The organism is Pseudomonas sp. CCI1.1 (assembly GCF_034348165.1).
Taxonomy (GTDB): Bacteria; Pseudomonadota; Gammaproteobacteria; order Pseudomonadales; family Pseudomonadaceae; genus Aquipseudomonas; species Aquipseudomonas paracarnis.
In genome coordinates this window covers 4,723,603-4,738,254 of the sequence record NZ_CP133780.1, presented here as the reverse complement: position 1 = coordinate 4,738,254, position 14,652 = coordinate 4,723,603, and the positions used below count along the sequence as shown (strand labels likewise).

Here is a 14,652-nt window from a genome sequence, read left to right as displayed (position 1 = left end):
GGTGCCCTTATCCGATGTTCGACAGTTTCAGCAGCAAGCGCAGATCGTTGAGCAAGTCCTTGCCCTTGACCTTGGCGTCGTAGCGCAGCACCAGATTGCCGTGGGGGTCGACGATCCACAATTGCGCATCGCCAGGCGCGGCAGCGTTCCTGGTAAAGGTCGACACATCCAGCGGGTAGCGCTGCAGCTGTGGATATTCGGCTTTGAGCTTGGCCTCGTATTCGCCGCTCAACGGTTGCGCACCCGCCAGGGCATGGCTGGCACGGGATGCATCACGGCCAAGGCTAATCTGCAGCTGACGCGCCAGGTAGACCAGTTGCTGGCAATTGGCAGCACAGGCGGTGGGGGCGGTGACCAGCAGTTGCCAGCGCTGTTCATCGGCCTGCACGCCGATGTCGGCGCGGGTCTGGCCGTTGCCAATCAGTTCGCCGTGATAGCTGCGGCTGTCCGGCACCCAGAACTGCAATTTGTACATGAAGGTGGCCAGCACCATCGGGCCGATCACCATCATCAGGATCAAAATCAGCTGCCAGCGCCCCTTGCGCCGATCAGGCGTGTCAGATGTGCTGGGTGGATTCATGACCGCTCCCATGGGGCTTCTCCTTTTTGTTATGCCATCCGAGGTAGAGGTAAAGCGCCAGCAACGCCATGGCCATGGCGAACCATTGCACAGCGTAGGCCAGGTGTTTTTCCGGGCCCATGGCGACCACAGGCCAGCTGGTTTCGTAGGTACCGGGGCCCGCTTCGGCACGCAGCTCATAGGCAAAGCCACTGCGCCCCAGTTCGCCCCACAAGGCGGCAGGGTGCAGCGCGGTCAGCAGGCGCGGCCATTGCGTGCTGGCCGGGTCGGCATGCAGTTGGAAGGTCTCGCCGGGGGCGACGTACACCCAGGCGTCGAGGTTCAGCGTCTGTTCAGGGGTTGTAAAGGCGGGCGCGATACGCCGGTCCGGCCAGGGCAGCCAGCCGCGATTGAGCAACAGCCACAGGCCGCTGGCCTGGTCATGAAAGGGTTGCAGCAACTCGACACCGGCCTTGCCGTCACGCATGCGGTTATCCAGCAATACGCTGTGTGCACCATCCAGTTGCCCGCGAAGGTGAACGCGACGGAAGGCTGGATCAGCCATGTCATTGAGCTGAGCACTGCTGACCGGCTCGGCGGCGCGGCGCTCGGCATAACGGTCTACCAACAGTTGCTTTTCGTGCCCGCGGGACAATTGCCAAAACCCCAGGCCCACCATCAACGGCAGCAACACCAGTACCACCAGCGTCGGCGCGATGCCCGGACGAAAGCGTTGCATGGCACTGGCTATACTCGATCTCATCGCCCCTCCCCAATTAGCCCGGAGCCAGACCATGCTCAAAGCCGCCATTGCCCTGATGCTGATCGCGACCGTCGTGAGCCTGTTCAGTGGCTTGTTCTTCTTGGTCAAGGACGAGGGCAACTCTAACCGCCTCGTCACTGCCTTGACCGTGCGTGTCACCCTGGCCGTGATCACCGTGGGCTTGATCGCCTGGGGCTTTTTCAGCGGCCAATTGGTCTCTCATGCGCCGTGGTAAGCCGCGTCACAGCACATAGACAAAGAAAAACAGCCCGATCCACACCACGTCCACAAAATGCCAATACCAACTGGCCGCCTCGAAACCGAACTGGTGCTCGGCATTGAAATGCCCGCGCAGGATGCGCATCAGCATCACAAACAGAATGATGGTGCCGATGGTCACGTGGGCGCCGTGAAAGCCCGTGAGCATGAAGAACGTCGCGCCGTACACCCCCGAACCCAAGGTAAGGCCCAACTCTTTGTAGGCGTGGATGTATTCCTCGGCCTGGAACCCGAGAAAGGCCAAGCCCAGCAGCACGGTGATCGCCAGCCAGAGTTTCAGCGCACCACGATGGCCTTTGCGCAGGGCATGGTGGGCAATGGTGATGGTTACGCTGGAACTCACCAGCAGGATGGTGTTCACCAATGGCAGGCCCCAGGGGCTGATGGTGCCTTTGGGCGCAGGGTAGAGCTTAGGGTCGGGGTTGTTCAGCAGGGGCCAGGCAAACTCAAAGTTCGGCCACAGCATGTGCGCAATGCCCTTGGGCCCCTCGCCCGCCAACCAAGGCCCGGCCCAGACGCGCACGTAGAACAGCGCACCAAAAAAGGCGATGAAGAACATCACCTCCGAAAAGATGAACCAGGTCATGCCCCAGCGGAACGAGCGGTCCATCTGCGCGCTGTACAGCCCGGCGCGACTTTCCTTGATCACCGCGCCAAACCAGCCAAACAGCATGTAGGCCAGCAGCAAACCGCCGACGAAAAAGATCCACGGCCCGTGGGATTCGGGCCGCGCGGCCTTCAAGTCGTTGAACCACACGGCCAGGCCATACACGGTGACCAGCAGGCCAATCGTGGCAATTATTGGCCATTTGCTTTGCGCTGGTACGTAGTACGTATCATGAGTCGACATGTATTCGCTCTCCTGATTGAGGGGGCAAACAGTAGCTAGCCCCCGGTCCTGACGGCCACGGGCGGCTGGCGCGCAGTGATATCGAACAGCGTGTACGCCAGGGTCAAATGCTTCACATCCTTGGGCATCGCGCGGTCGACGATGAAACGTACGGGCATCTCAATGCGCTCACCGGGCTGCAACACTTGCTGGGTGAAGCAGAAGCATTCGGTCTTGTGGAAGTACATCGCCGCTTCGGCCGGGGAAATGCTGGGTATCGCCTGGGCTGTCATCGGCTTATCGGTGGGGTTGTAGGCCACGAACAGCATCTCGTTGACTGCACCGGGGTTGACCACAATCTCATCGGCCTTGGAGTGGAATTCCCAGACCATGTCGATGGCGTTGGTGGACAGAAACTGCACCCGCACCTGGCGCGAGGGGTCAACCATTTGCTCACCCTCGTACTGCCCGGCGGTCTTGCCGTTGATGCCGAACGCCTTGCACATCACGTCGTAGATCGGCACGAGGGCGAAGCCAAAGGCGAACATCGCCAGCACTAGGATTAGCAGGCGGGTGACCAGGCGCTTGAGCGGGACGGAGTCAGCCATGGCGCCCACCTGGCTTTGGACTTTCTGTGGGAGCTGGCTTGCCTGCGATGAGGGCCTGAGGGTTGGTAGATTCAGCGCCTGACCTACCGCCATCGCGGGCAAGCCCGCTCCCACAGGGGGAGTATAGGGAGGGCTTCATTTGACCTCCGGCGGCGTGGTGAAGGTGTGATACGGCGCGGGTGAGGGCACGCTCCATTCCAGGCCCTCGGCGCCATCCCACGGCTTGGCCGGCGCAGGCGGGCCGCCACGGATGCACTTGATGACAATGAACAGGAAGAAGATCTGCGTGGCGCCGAACATGAAGGCACCAATGGACGAGACCATATTGAAGTCAGCGAACTGCAGGTTGTAGTCCGGCACTCGGCGCGGCATACCGGCCAGCCCCACAAAGTGCATGGGGAAGAACGCCATGTTCATGCCCACGAAAGACAACCAGAAGTGCAGCTTGCCCAAGGTTTCGTCGTACATATGGCCGGTCCATTTCGGCAGCCAGTAGTAGGCAGAAGCGAAGATCCCGAAGATCGCGCCGGGCACCAGTACGTAATGGAAATGCGCCACCACAAAGTAGGTGTCGTGGTACTGGAAGTCCGCCGGGGCAATCGCCAGCATCAGCCCGGAGAAGCCGCCGATGGTGAACAGGATCACAAAGGCCACCGCAAACAACATCGGCGTCTCGAACGTCAGTGAGCCTTGCCACATGGTGCTGACCCAGTTGAACACCTTCACGCCCGTGGGCACGGCAATCAGCAGGGTGGCGTACATGAAGAACAGCTCACCCACCAGCGGAATGCCCACCACGAACATGTGGTGCGCCCACACGATGAACGACAGGAACGCGATGCTCGCGGTGGCGTAGACCATCGAGGTGTAACCGAACAGCGGCTTGCGCGAGAAGGTAGGGATGATCGAGCTGACGGCGCCAAAGGCCGGCAGGATCATGATGTACACCTCGGGATGCCCGAAGAACCAGAACACGTGCTGGAACAGCACCGGATCACCACCACCGGCCGCACTGAAGAAGCTGGTGCCAAAGTGAATGTCCATCAGCATCATGGTCACGCAGCCCGCCAGTACTGGCATCACCGCGATCAGCAGGAATGCGGTGATCAGCCAGGTCCACACGAACAGCGGCATTTTCATCAGGGTCATGCCCGGCGCACGCAGGTTGAGGATGGTGGCGACCACGTTGATCGCGCCCATGATCGAACTGATGCCCATCAGGTGGATCGCAAAGATAAAGAACGTCACGCTTTCCGGCGCATAAGTGGTGGAGAGCGGGGCGTAGAAGGTCCAGCCGAAATTCGGCCCGCCGCCGGGCGTGAACAAGGTGGACACCAGCAACAGGAACGCCGCCGGCAACAGCCAGAAGCTGAAATTGTTCATGCGCGGCAGGGCCATGTCCGGCGCGCCGATCATCAACGGGATCATCCAGTTGGCCAGGCCGACAAACGCCGGCATCACCGCGCCGAATACCATGATCAACCCGTGCATGGTGGTCATCTGGTTGAAGAACGCCGGCTGCACGATCTGCAGGCCCGGCTGGAACAACTCGGCGCGGATCACCATGGCGAACGAGCCGCCGAGCAGGAACATGGTGAAGGCGAACCACAGGTACATCGTGCCGATGTCTTTGTGGTTGGTGGTCAGCACCCAGCGCATCAAGCCTTTGGCGGGGCCGTGGGCGTGGTCGGCATGACCGTGGTCGATCACAGTGCTCATGGCCGTTCTCCTGCAAGCGAGTGAGCGGGGCGATTCAGGGCATTGGCAATGAAAGTCGTCATTTGCTTTGGGCCTGTTTCAGAGCCAGCACGTCTTTGGGCGTGACCATGTCGCCTTTGTTATTGCCCCAGGCGTTACGCTCATAGGTCACCACAGCGGCGATATCCACTTCAGAGAGCTGCTTGCCGAAGGCTGCCATCGCGGTGCCGGGCTTGCCGTGATACACGATGCTCAGATGGTCTTTGGCCGGCCCGGTGGCGATTTTCGAGCCCTTGAGCGCTGGGAACATCGGTGGCAAGCCTTGGCCCTCGGCCTGGTGACAGGCCACGCAAGTGGTGTGATAGACCTTGTCGCCACGTGCCACCAGTTCGTCCAGTGTCCATTCTTTGGAGGTCAACTCCTTGAGCTTGGCGGCCTCCTCCTTGCGCTCCCCCAGCCAGGTGTCGTAGTCGGCCTTGGACTTGACCTCCACCACGATGGGCATGAAGCCATGGTCCTTGCCACACAGTTCGGCGCACTGGCCACGGTAGATGCCGGGCTTCTCGACGCGGGTCCAGGCCTCGTTGACGAAGCCAGGGATAGCATCGCGCTTGACCGCAAAGGCCGGCACCCACCAGGAGTGGATCACATCGGCAGCGGTCACCAGAAAGCGCACCTTGGCGCCCACCGGCAATACCAGCGGCTGGTCGACTTCCAACAGGTAGTGCTCACCCTTGGTGGCCTGGTTATGGATCTGCTCGGCGGGGGTGGCCAGGTTGCTGAAGAACTCCACATCCTGACCCAGGTATTTGTAGTGCCACTTCCACTGATAGCCGGTGACCTGGATATCGATATCCGACTCACTGCTGTCGTAGATGTTGATCAGGGTCTTGGTGGCCGGAATAGCCATGGCCACCAGGATCAGCAAGGGCACCACGGTCCAGAGGATTTCCACGGTGGTGCTTTCGTGGAACTTGGCCGCTACCTGGCCCGTGGACCGACGGTGCAGGATCATCGACCAGAACATCGCGCCAAACACGACGATGCCGATCACCACACAGATCCAGAAAATGGTCATGTGCAGGTCAAACACAGCGTGGCTGACTTCAGTAGCCCCTGGCGCCATATTCGTAGTCCAGGCGGCGTGCGCCTGGCCGAATACCGACCACAACAGGAGGCCCATCCAAACGTGTGGATGTCGCGTCATTGCGGGTTCCCCTTTATGTTTCTTGTTATCCCGCCGGTTTGCACCTGCGGCGAAGGGAGCGGCTTCCATACTGCTTACAACCGCCAAGCCTTGCCTGCGTCATGCAGTTGGGCGTCATCAGCTAATTGCGTACAAAATCGAGTATAGACAGCCGTAGCAACCCCGCAATGTGTGGGGGCAAATGAATAGAAACAGACAGACGGAGCCCGTAAAATAGGCAGCGGAATCGTTTATCCGACGAACGATGGCATTTCGATATAACCCCTGCCTATAACCATGAAATAATTATGACAAATGCGTCTTAGGCGCTCGTATAAACGAACTACCTTATCTTCTCCCCTTTTCCTACGCCTGCTTCACTGGAGCCCTCATGAACACCGCCGCATTGCGCGAGCAGATTTCCCGTGCCCATCAACACGAAGCCAGCACCGGCCAGCTCGTCAGCCAGCTGAAAAAACAAGTGCCGCACCTGCATTCGTCCATCGCCCTGGCTGACGGTGATCGCAACATGGTCATGACCCGTTTTGTGACCGCTTACATCGACCTGGTTCCTGATTTGCTCGACGCCGCCAATGACGTGGCCCGTGAGGCCGGGATTGAAAGCCAGATCAAACCGGTACTGAAAATCGCTGAACATTTCTTCCTGCAGCCGCCAGCGATTCTGGCCGGCCACGACGGCCTTGATGGCCTGCTGGATGAGGCCTACCTGGCGCATCGCCTGGTCGAAGAAGTAAACGATCTGTATATCAAGCATTTTGGCCAGCCGTTGATTCCAGCGGATACCACCGTGGCCAACGTGATCGCCCATCAACTGATCGGTGAAGACTTCGCCAATCAATTGGATGAAGCCGTGCACCTGGCGGTGGATGAGATGCTTAACGAGGAAAGCTTTGCGCTGGAGTCGGTCGAGGCCTATCGCGAACAGCTCAAGAGCCCGCAGACCGAAGCGTCCTGGAAGCGCTGGCCATGCCTGTCGCGCCAGCTTGGGGTTGAGCTGTCGCTGGATCAGCCTGCGTAGACTTCAGATCCGATAGGGATCCAATGTGGGAGCCGGGCAAGCCCGGCTCCCACAGTTTTTTGAGGGGTCAGGCAGGCGCTGAGCCGATCCCCACTGTCGTTCGCACCCGACCTTCCAGCCGACGCTTCAACCCACGCGCCTCGATCACCAACGTCGAGCCCTTGGCCGCATTGGCCCGGCCCCATTCTTCCAGCAACTCCAGGCAAGAGTGGTCGATGTAACTCAAGTTGCTCAACGGCACATGCAGGGTGGTCCCCGCAGGCACCGCCGACAACACCTGAGTCAACGCCGGCACCTTCAGAAAGGTCGCCGCCCCCGTCAAACGCAGCTCCATCTCACCTTCCTGGGGCAGGTCGATCAGGCTGACTTTCAGGCGCGAGGCCTTGAAGGCCAACTTGAGCAATGTGAGCCCGAAGCCCACCAGCACGCCGGTCAGCAAATCGGTAAAGATGATTGCCAGCGCGGTGGCCGCATAGGTGAACATCGGCATCCGCCCATAGCGCCCCAGCGCCTTGAACGCCTTGACGTCTACCAGCTTGATCCCGGTGTATACCAGCACACCCGCCAGGCTCGCGACCGGAATGCTCTGCAGCACGCTCGACAGCAAAAGCACGAAACCCAGCAACCACAGGCCATGGAACATCGCCGACAGACGCGTGGTAGCACCAGCCTGGACGTTAGCCGAGCTGCGTACGATCACACCGGTCATTGGCAATGCACCCACCAGGCCGCAGAGCATGTTGCCCACGCCTTGGGCCGACAATTCCTTGTCGAAATCGGAACGTTGACCACTGTGCATACGGTCCACCGCTGCGGCAGACAGCAGGGTTTCGGCACTGGCAATAAACGCCACGGCGAATGCCGCGATCAAAAGCTGTGGATCTGCCAGGTTCAGCAGGTCGCTGGGGCGCAGCCAGTCGATAGCGTCCGCCAGGTTTTCCGGGACTTCCACGCGCTTGACCTGCAACGCCAGCACCAGGCTGGCGACGGTCGCCAGGCCCACGCCAAGCAACGCGCCAGGCACAAACCGCAGTTGTTGCGGGCGGAGTTTGTCCCACAGGTACATCACCAACATCGTCGACAGGCCGAGTACGCCAGCCTGCCAGCCGAGGCCGCCGCCAAAGGTAGGAATCGCTTCAGCCAGCGCTGCCGGGAAGCCTGCGAGGTTATCCAGCCCTGACGGCTTGGGCGCGCCGTCGAGCATCACATGGATCTGCGACAGCACGATCAACACGCCAATGCCGGCCAACATGCCGTAGACCACCGCCGGCGCGGTAACGCGAAACCAGCAGCCCAGGCGCAAACGCCCGGCCACCAATTGCAGGAAGCCGGCCAGCAACAGGATCGGCCCCAGCATCAGCATGCCGTGCTGGCGCACCAGTTCGAACACCAGTACCGCCAGACCCGCCGCCGGGCCGCTGACTTGCAGCGGCGAGCCGGCCAACCAGCCCACCACCAAGCCGCCGATGATGCCAGTGATCAGGCCTTTGGCCGGCGGCATGCCGGACGCAATCGCGATGCCCATGCACAGTGGCAAGGCGACCAGAAAAACAACCACCGAGGCGAGCAGCTCCCGTGGCAATACAGCTTTCAATTGAGCAGCACGCATGATGACTCTCCCGAGGCATTCGCCGGGCGCGGTAAAGCCTGGCTGCATCCATGGCAGCCACCGCATTACCCGGCAGGGAAGTGTTTTAGAAGCGCGCTTTAGGCGTCGCTGAAGGGATCGGCTCGGTGCCGTTCAGCGGTCGGAACGCCGCTTTGTCCGCATCGTAGGCCCGGATTTCGCTGGTCTCGATGTTGTAGATCCAACCATGGATAAACAAATGACCATTGGCCATGCGCGAAGCCACGGAAGGGTGGGTGCGCAAATGTTGCAGTTGGGCGATAACGTTTTCTTCGGTCAGCACCGCCATGCTCTCGCCTTCGTTGGCGCAGTCGCAGTTGTCATGGACCATTGTCTTGGCGACCTCGGCGTGACGCAACCAGGCCTTGACCGTTGGCATCTTCTCCAGGCTGTCGGGGTTGAGCACCGCACGCATGGCGCCGCAGTCCGAATGCCCGCACACGATGATGTGCTGTACGCCAAGGGCGAGCACCGCGTACTCGATAGCGGTGGAAACACCACCGTTCATCTGGCCGTAAGGCGGCACCACGTTACCGACGTTACGGGTCACGAACAGGTCGCCTGGGGAGCTTTGGGTAATCAGCTCGGGCACGATGCGCGAGTCGGCGCAGGTGATGAACATCGCCCGTGGGCTCTGGGCGGTGGCGAGTTTCTTGAAGAGTTCTTCCTGCTGGGGGAAGACGTCGTGATGGAAATGCAAAAAGCCGTCAACGATATGCTGCAGCGCTGCATCGGCGGATTCCGCCACCTGAGGGGCTGAAGCCGACGCAGCCAACGGCTGTTTATCCTTGTCACTCATGATTCATCCTCTTGATCAATGCAGGGGAGGGTTCAGGTCAGTTCGACGCCATGGCGGTGAAATAGTTGTAAAACAAGCACCGGCCAGGCCGCCGACTCATCAGTCACTCGCTGAACAAGGTAACCGTCGAAACTTAACTCAAACTGAATGAACCGCTCTAGAACGCGGGTTTCAGTGATATCAAAACGCGACTATTCCTACAGCAAAGGTGCGTGTCTCTCCATCAGTCTACAACAAAGCCATCTGCCTGCCCGGTGGGCAAAACACCGTGCAATCGAGGTTGAACCCTTCCCGCCGATTCAGCCCCAGGCGCTTGATTGCCTTGCTGAAACGCTGCGCCAGCAAATCGGCAAACGGCCCCTCACCACGCATGCGCACGCCAAACCGGCTGTCATACACCTCACCCCCGCGCACCTGGCGCACCAGGCTCATCACATGGGCCGCACGCTGGGGGTAATGGGCCGCCAACCACTCCTCGAATAACGGCGCCACCTCCAACGGCAGGCGCAGCATCATATACGCCGCGCTTTGTGCGCCGGCCGCGTGAGCTTCGGTAAGCAGGCTCTCCAGCTCGCTGTCGTTGATCATCGGGATCATTGGCGAGCACAGCACGCCCACCGGGATACCCGCGTCGCGCATTACCCGAATCGCCCGCAGCCGTGCCTTGGGCGCTGCGGTGCGCGGTTCCAGGATGCGCTTGAGCTCATCGTCCAGGCTGGTGAGGCTGATCATCACCGCCACCAGGCGCTGGCGGGCCAACTCGGTCAGCAGGTCGAGGTCGCGCAGGATCAGCGAGCCCTTGGTGATGATCGTCACTGGGTGGCGGTAGCGCAGCAGGACTTGAAGGGTTTGCCGGGTGATCCGGTATTCGCGCTCGATTGGCTGGTACGGATCGGTATTGGAGCCCAGGTTGATCGGCGCACACACGTAGCCCGGCTTCGACAACTGCTGTTCCAGCACATCGGCCGCGTTGCTCTTGGCAATCAATCTGGTTTCAAAGTCCAGCCCGGGCGACATGTCCCAATAGGCGTGGCTTGGCCGTGCATAGCAGTAGATGCAACCATGTTCACAACCGCGATACGGATTGATGGACCGATCAAACGGCAAGTCCGGGGAGGTGTTGCGGGTGATGATGGTCTTGGCCGTTTCGATACGCACTTCGGTGCCTTGGGTCGGCGGCACTTCCTGGTACCAACCGTCGTCCTCGGCCACGCTGACGGTGGGTGCAAAGCGATTGTGCAGGTTAGTGGCCGTACCCCGGCCACGGGGCGGCAGCGCAGTAGACATGAAAACGCCTCGATACTGTTTTTATATACAGTATCGAGGCGCGAAGCTTCTGACCAGTGCCGTTGGGCGGCCAGCGAACTTATCAGTGCTTTTGCGTCACCTGCCCCAGGTCATCGCCCGAGGTGGTGTGCAGATCGTTTTTGCGCAGATCCGCCACATCGCTCGCCTTGACCGGTGCGCCCTGGTTGCCCCAACTGCCACGGATAAAACTGACCACATCCGCCACTTCCTGGTCCGACAGACGCCAGGCAAACGCCGGCATGGTGAAGGTTGACGGCGCCGCATGGGTGGCCGGCAAGGTGCCGCCGTTCAACACAATGTTGATCAACGACGTGGCATCTGCCGTCTGCAACACCGGGTTGCCCGCCAGCGCCGGGAATACCCGCGTATAGCCATGGCCGTCGGTACGGTGGCAGGCCGCGCAGTTGTCGATATACACCGACGCACCCGGCTTGCTGTCGTCCCCCTTCCACAACGCTTGCGCTACCTGCTTGTCGTACTGGTGCGGCTGATCCTTGGGATCGACCGCCGGCAGGCTCTTGAGGTAACGGGCGATGGCGGTCAGGTCATCTTCCGACATGTACTGCATGCTGTGCACGACCACATCACTCATGCCACCGAATACCGCGCTGCGGTCGCTGCGACCGGTCTTGAGGAACTGCACCAACTGCTCCTCGCTCCAGCTGCCGAGACCGTCCTTGTGGTCGCCGCGCAGGCTTTTGGCAATCCAGCCTTCCAACGGCGCACTGCCAGACAGGAAGGCGCTGCCGTCCGTGGCACTCAGGGCTTTTTCCTGCATGGTCAGGGCACGCGGCGTATGGCAGGCGCCGCAATGTCCGAGACCTTCCACCAGGTAGGCACCGCGATCGATCACCGGGTCGGCAGCGGCTTGCGGCTGATGCGCCTCGACTGCCGGGGCAAACATCCAGCGCCAGGCCGCCAACGGCCAACGCATGCTCAGGGGCCAGGGAATATCGCTGTCCTTGTTTTCCTGGGCGACCGGTTCGACCCCCTTCATGAAGTACGCATACAACGCTTGCATATCGCTGTCGCTGACGCGCGCGTAAGACGGGTAGGGCATCGCCGGGTAAAGCGTACTACCGTTCTTGGCGACGCCATGGCGCACGGCCTTGTCGAAATCCTCGAAGCTGTAGTCGCCCAGGCCGGTCTTGTCCGGGGTGATGTTGGTGGAATAGATCACGCCAATCGGTGTTTCCATCGGCAGGCCGCCAGCGAAGGGCTTGCCACCCTTGGCGGTATGGCAGGCAACACAGTCGCCGGCCCGCGCCAGGTATTCACCCTGTTTGATCAGATCGGTTTCGGCAGCGCTGATCGAGCAGCTGCTGAACAGCGCCAGGGAGGCAATAACGAATGCTTTCATGGTCATCGCTCCTTATGCCTGAACCAGTGGGCCGGGGTTTTTGAGGTACTGCTCGCGAATCGCGCGAGCCGACCAATAGGTCAACGCTGCCACCAGGCCGGTAGGGTTGTAGCCCAAGCCTTGTGGGAAAGCGGAGGCACCAGGGACGAAGACGTTGTGCACATCCCAGCTCTGCAAGTAGCGGTTCAACGCACTGGTTTTCGGGTCGGTACCCATGATCGCGCCACCGTTGAGGTGGGTGGTCTGGTAGGAGGCGGTATTGAAATGCTCACCGACCTTTTTACCCAGCACGGCGATGGCCTTGGGGTTCATGGCCTGGGCCACTTTGCCCATTTTTTCCATCATGAAGCGGTTCATCTTGATGTCGTTTTCTTGCCAGTCGAAGGTCATGCGCAGCAGCGGCAGGCCGTAGGCATCGCGGTAAACCGGGTCCAGATCCAGGTAGTTGCTGCGGTAGGACTGATGGGCACCGTGAGAATCCATTGAGACTTGATGGGTGTAGTAATCGGCGGTGGCGCGCTTCCAGGCACTGCCCCACGCCGGGGTGCCCGGCGGGTTGGACGTACCGGCAATCGGCCGGCTGCCCGCCTGGTTGACCCACATCGGCGACCCCCCCACAAAGCCATGGGGGCCATGGTCAAAGTTGTCGGCGTTGAAGTCGTCGATGGCCACGCCATTGCCGCCCGCGCCGATAAAGTTGTTGGTGTGGGTGTCCTTGTCGAAGAACGCCTTGATGGTGCCCATGTTCTGGTAGGCGAAGTTGCGGCCTACCACACCCTCGTTGGTAATCGGGTCGTAGGGCTTGCCGATGCCCGACAGCAGCATCAGGCGCACGTTATGGAACTGGAATGCGCCAAGAATCACCAGGTCGGCCGGTTGTTCACATTCGCGGCCCTGGGCGTCGATGTAGGTCACGCCGGTGGCTTTCTTCTTGGTGCTGTCGAGGTTGACCTTGAGCACGTGGGAATTGGGCCGCAGCTCGAAGTTGGGCACCTGGCGCAAGGCCGGCAGGATGTTCACGTTCGGCGAGGCTTTGGAATACATGTAGCACACGTAGCCACTGCAAAAACCGCAGAAGTTGCACGGGCCCATCTGCGCACCGTAGGGGTTGGTGTACGGCCCCGACGTGTTGGCCGAAGGCAGGTTGTAAGGTTTGTAACCTACGTCGGTCGCCGCTTTCTGAAACAGCTGGGCGGAGACGGTATTTTTCTGCGCCGCAAGCGGGAACGGGTTGGAGCGATCCGGCGCGTAGGGGTTGCCGCCACGGCCTTCGCCGACCAGTTGGCCCTTGACCGTCCAGGCTTGCCCGGAGGTGCCAAAGACTTTTTCCGCATAATCGAAAAACGGCTCCAGCTCTTCATAGCTGACGCCGAAGTCCTGGATGGTCATGTCCTTGGGAATGAAGTTCTTCCCGTAGCGCTCTTCGTAATGGCTGCGCATGCGCAGCTCAATCGGGTCGACGCGAAAATGCACGCCCGACCAGTGCAGCCCCGCACCACCAACACCGTTACCCGGCAGGAATGCGCCCAACTGGCGATTGGGCAGGGCAACGTCATTCACGCTGTGGCGAATGGTCACCGTTTCTTTGGAGATGTCCTGGAACAGCTTCTTACGCACGCTGTAGGTCAGTTCGTCGATGACCTGGGGATAGTTGCCGTCTGGGTAAGTGTCCTGCATCGGGCCGCGCTCCAGCGCTACCACGTTGAGGCCCGCTTCCGTCAGCTCCTTGGCCATGATCGCGCCCGTCCAGCCGAAGCCCACAATCACTGCATCCACTTTCTTCATGATGGTCGCCACGTTTATGCCCTCTCACCGCGAATGGAAACAGCCGGGAAGGGGTATTGCTCGTTGCGTTCCACCCAATCCATGAAGTCGGCGCGGGCGCCGGGGAAGCCGATCATGGTCCAGCCGACCATGCCTTTATTACCGCCGTGGATAGGGTCGCAGAAGAAGCCTTCCTTGGTGTTTTGCAGCAAAAGGTTGAAGAACATCTTGGGCGGCACCGCGTCGAAATGCGCCGCCACTTCGCTGCCGCCAGCCTCCAGACGCCTGAGCATATCGTCTCGGGTAGCGCTGTCTTGCGCAGCAAAAGCTTTACCGTTGAACGCTTTCGACCAGGCATCCGTCGCAGCAATACCCAGGCGATAGATCTCCTTGGGCACCAATTTGCTCTGCCAGCCCATCTCCGGCGCCGCATCGGCATTGAACGGGCCTTGCATGAACCACAGAGCGCCACTGGCGTAAGGGGTGTTCATCTGGCGGTCGATGTATTCCGGCGCGCCAGCCTCCAAGGCACCGGGTCCCTGGGCGTCAGCGGGAATCAAGCGCTCGACGGCGGCGTTGATAAACGCCCATTCCTCGGCCGTGAAATAGCTCGGCTCATAGGCTTTATCGCTCGCCGCAGGTTTGGCCGGCTCGGCCTGGGCCGGTGCCGGAGTGGCCATCAACATCGAACCGCCAAGGCCAGTGCTGGCAACCGTGACCACCGGGATCAAGGTCAAGGATTTGCGTAAAAAGTCACGCCGGGGGTTGTCTTGATCTTGATCAGACATAGGTACACCTCATCATGTGGTCACGGGTTTATCCGCCGCTTCTGG

Annotated in this window: 14 protein-coding genes; 2 read left to right on the top strand and 12 right to left on the bottom strand. The window is 60.5% G+C overall.

Annotation, left to right across the window (positions count from 1 at the left end; all coding sequences use genetic code 11):
• Positions 1-7 precede the first annotated feature (7 nt).
• Positions 8-592, bottom strand: coding sequence for a hypothetical protein (locus tag RHM69_RS21545; RefSeq protein ID WP_014716327.1), 585 nt, complete (start codon positions 590-592; stop codon positions 8-10).
• Positions 558-1,322 carry an SURF1 family protein gene (locus RHM69_RS21540; protein ID WP_032872186.1) on the bottom strand — a complete coding sequence of 255 codons (765 nt, stop codon included), beginning with the start codon at positions 1,320-1,322 and terminating at the stop codon, positions 558-560. Before RHM69_RS21540 ends, RHM69_RS21545 begins: the two co-directional genes overlap by 35 nt.
• 31 nt (positions 1,323-1,353) lie before the next feature.
• On the opposite strand from RHM69_RS21540, the gene RHM69_RS21535 reads away from it, so the two are divergent.
• Positions 1,354-1,557: a twin transmembrane helix small protein gene (locus RHM69_RS21535; RefSeq protein ID WP_003187345.1), complete on the top strand. Its 204-nt coding sequence runs from the start codon at positions 1,354-1,356 to the stop codon at positions 1,555-1,557.
• A gap of 6 nt (positions 1,558-1,563) precedes the next feature.
• Here RHM69_RS21535 and RHM69_RS21530 read toward each other — a convergent pair whose 3' ends face one another.
• The 4 genes from RHM69_RS21530 to coxB form a co-directional block, all read right to left on the bottom strand.
• Positions 1,564-2,451 carry a cytochrome c oxidase subunit 3 gene (locus RHM69_RS21530; RefSeq protein ID WP_003187344.1) on the bottom strand — a complete coding sequence of 296 codons (888 nt, stop codon included), beginning with the start codon at positions 2,449-2,451 and terminating at the stop codon, positions 1,564-1,566.
• Positions 2,452-2,486: 35 nt separating this feature from the next.
• On the bottom strand, positions 2,487-3,038 hold the full coding sequence (locus RHM69_RS21525) for a cytochrome c oxidase assembly protein (RefSeq protein WP_003187340.1): 552 nt from the start codon (positions 3,036-3,038) through the stop codon (positions 2,487-2,489).
• 135 nt (positions 3,039-3,173) lie between these two features.
• Positions 3,174-4,757, bottom strand: a complete 1,584-nt coding sequence (gene ctaD, locus RHM69_RS21520) for a cytochrome c oxidase subunit I (protein ID WP_003187339.1) — start codon at positions 4,755-4,757, stop codon at positions 3,174-3,176.
• Positions 4,758-4,815: 58 nt separating this feature from the next.
• On the bottom strand, positions 4,816-5,943 hold the full coding sequence (gene coxB, locus RHM69_RS21515) for a cytochrome c oxidase subunit II (protein WP_014716323.1): 1,128 nt from the start codon (positions 5,941-5,943) through the stop codon (positions 4,816-4,818).
• A 370-nt stretch (positions 5,944-6,313) separates the two neighbouring features.
• Between coxB and RHM69_RS21510 the strand changes: the two genes are divergently transcribed.
• Positions 6,314-6,961: a hypothetical protein gene (locus RHM69_RS21510; RefSeq protein WP_003187334.1), complete on the top strand. Its 648-nt coding sequence runs from the start codon at positions 6,314-6,316 to the stop codon at positions 6,959-6,961.
• Positions 6,962-7,028: 67 nt separating this feature from the next.
• On the opposite strand, the gene RHM69_RS21505 is transcribed toward RHM69_RS21510, so the two are convergent.
• The 6 genes from RHM69_RS21505 to RHM69_RS21480 form a co-directional block, all read right to left on the bottom strand.
• On the bottom strand, positions 7,029-8,570 hold the full coding sequence (locus RHM69_RS21505) for a SulP family inorganic anion transporter (RefSeq protein ID WP_200600574.1): 1,542 nt from the start codon (positions 8,568-8,570) through the stop codon (positions 7,029-7,031).
• A gap of 85 nt (positions 8,571-8,655) precedes the next feature.
• Positions 8,656-9,387 (bottom strand): carbonic anhydrase, encoded by a 732-nt coding sequence (locus RHM69_RS21500; RefSeq protein WP_003187331.1) that lies wholly within the window; start codon positions 9,385-9,387, stop codon positions 8,656-8,658.
• A 228-nt stretch (positions 9,388-9,615) separates the two neighbouring features.
• A complete protein-coding gene (locus RHM69_RS21495) occupies positions 9,616-10,674 on the bottom strand; it encodes a PA0069 family radical SAM protein (RefSeq protein ID WP_014716320.1) in 1,059 nt (352 codons plus the stop codon).
• A gap of 82 nt (positions 10,675-10,756) precedes the next feature.
• Positions 10,757-12,055 carry a cytochrome c gene (locus tag RHM69_RS21490; RefSeq protein ID WP_014716319.1) on the bottom strand — a complete coding sequence of 433 codons (1,299 nt, stop codon included), beginning with the start codon at positions 12,053-12,055 and terminating at the stop codon, positions 10,757-10,759.
• A gap of 12 nt (positions 12,056-12,067) precedes the next feature.
• Positions 12,068-13,852 (bottom strand): GMC family oxidoreductase, encoded by a 1,785-nt coding sequence (locus RHM69_RS21485; RefSeq protein WP_014716318.1) that lies wholly within the window; start codon positions 13,850-13,852, stop codon positions 12,068-12,070.
• A gap of 2 nt (positions 13,853-13,854) precedes the next feature.
• On the bottom strand, positions 13,855-14,607 hold the full coding sequence (locus tag RHM69_RS21480) for a gluconate 2-dehydrogenase subunit 3 family protein (protein WP_014716317.1): 753 nt from the start codon (positions 14,605-14,607) through the stop codon (positions 13,855-13,857).
• Positions 14,608-14,652: the final 45 nt, after the last annotated feature.

What these genes read in the sequence shown, in the direction of transcription:
- RHM69_RS21545 (WP_014716327.1), bottom strand. Translation starts at nt 592, where the DNA reads ATGGGAGCGGTCATGAATCCACCCAGCACATCTGACACGCCTGATCGG.
- RHM69_RS21540 (WP_032872186.1), bottom strand. Translation starts at nt 1,322, where the DNA reads ATGAGATCGAGTATAGCCAGTGCCATGCAACGCTTTCGTCCGGGCATC.
- RHM69_RS21535 (WP_003187345.1), top strand. Translation starts at nt 1,354, where the DNA reads ATGCTCAAAGCCGCCATTGCCCTGATGCTGATCGCGACCGTCGTGAGC.
- RHM69_RS21530 (WP_003187344.1), bottom strand. Translation starts at nt 2,451, where the DNA reads ATGTCGACTCATGATACGTACTACGTACCAGCGCAAAGCAAATGGCCA.
- RHM69_RS21525 (WP_003187340.1), bottom strand. Translation starts at nt 3,038, where the DNA reads ATGGCTGACTCCGTCCCGCTCAAGCGCCTGGTCACCCGCCTGCTAATC.
- ctaD (WP_003187339.1), bottom strand. Translation starts at nt 4,757, where the DNA reads ATGAGCACTGTGATCGACCACGGTCATGCCGACCACGCCCACGGCCCC.
- coxB (WP_014716323.1), bottom strand. Translation starts at nt 5,943, where the DNA reads ATGACGCGACATCCACACGTTTGGATGGGCCTCCTGTTGTGGTCGGTA.
- RHM69_RS21510 (WP_003187334.1), top strand. Translation starts at nt 6,314, where the DNA reads ATGAACACCGCCGCATTGCGCGAGCAGATTTCCCGTGCCCATCAACAC.
- RHM69_RS21505 (WP_200600574.1), bottom strand. Translation starts at nt 8,570, where the DNA reads ATGCGTGCTGCTCAATTGAAAGCTGTATTGCCACGGGAGCTGCTCGCC.
- RHM69_RS21500 (WP_003187331.1), bottom strand. Translation starts at nt 9,387, where the DNA reads ATGAGTGACAAGGATAAACAGCCGTTGGCTGCGTCGGCTTCAGCCCCT.
- RHM69_RS21495 (WP_014716320.1), bottom strand. Translation starts at nt 10,674, where the DNA reads ATGTCTACTGCGCTGCCGCCCCGTGGCCGGGGTACGGCCACTAACCTG.
- RHM69_RS21490 (WP_014716319.1), bottom strand. Translation starts at nt 12,055, where the DNA reads ATGAAAGCATTCGTTATTGCCTCCCTGGCGCTGTTCAGCAGCTGCTCG.
- RHM69_RS21480 (WP_014716317.1), bottom strand. Translation starts at nt 14,607, where the DNA reads ATGTCTGATCAAGATCAAGACAACCCCCGGCGTGACTTTTTACGCAAA.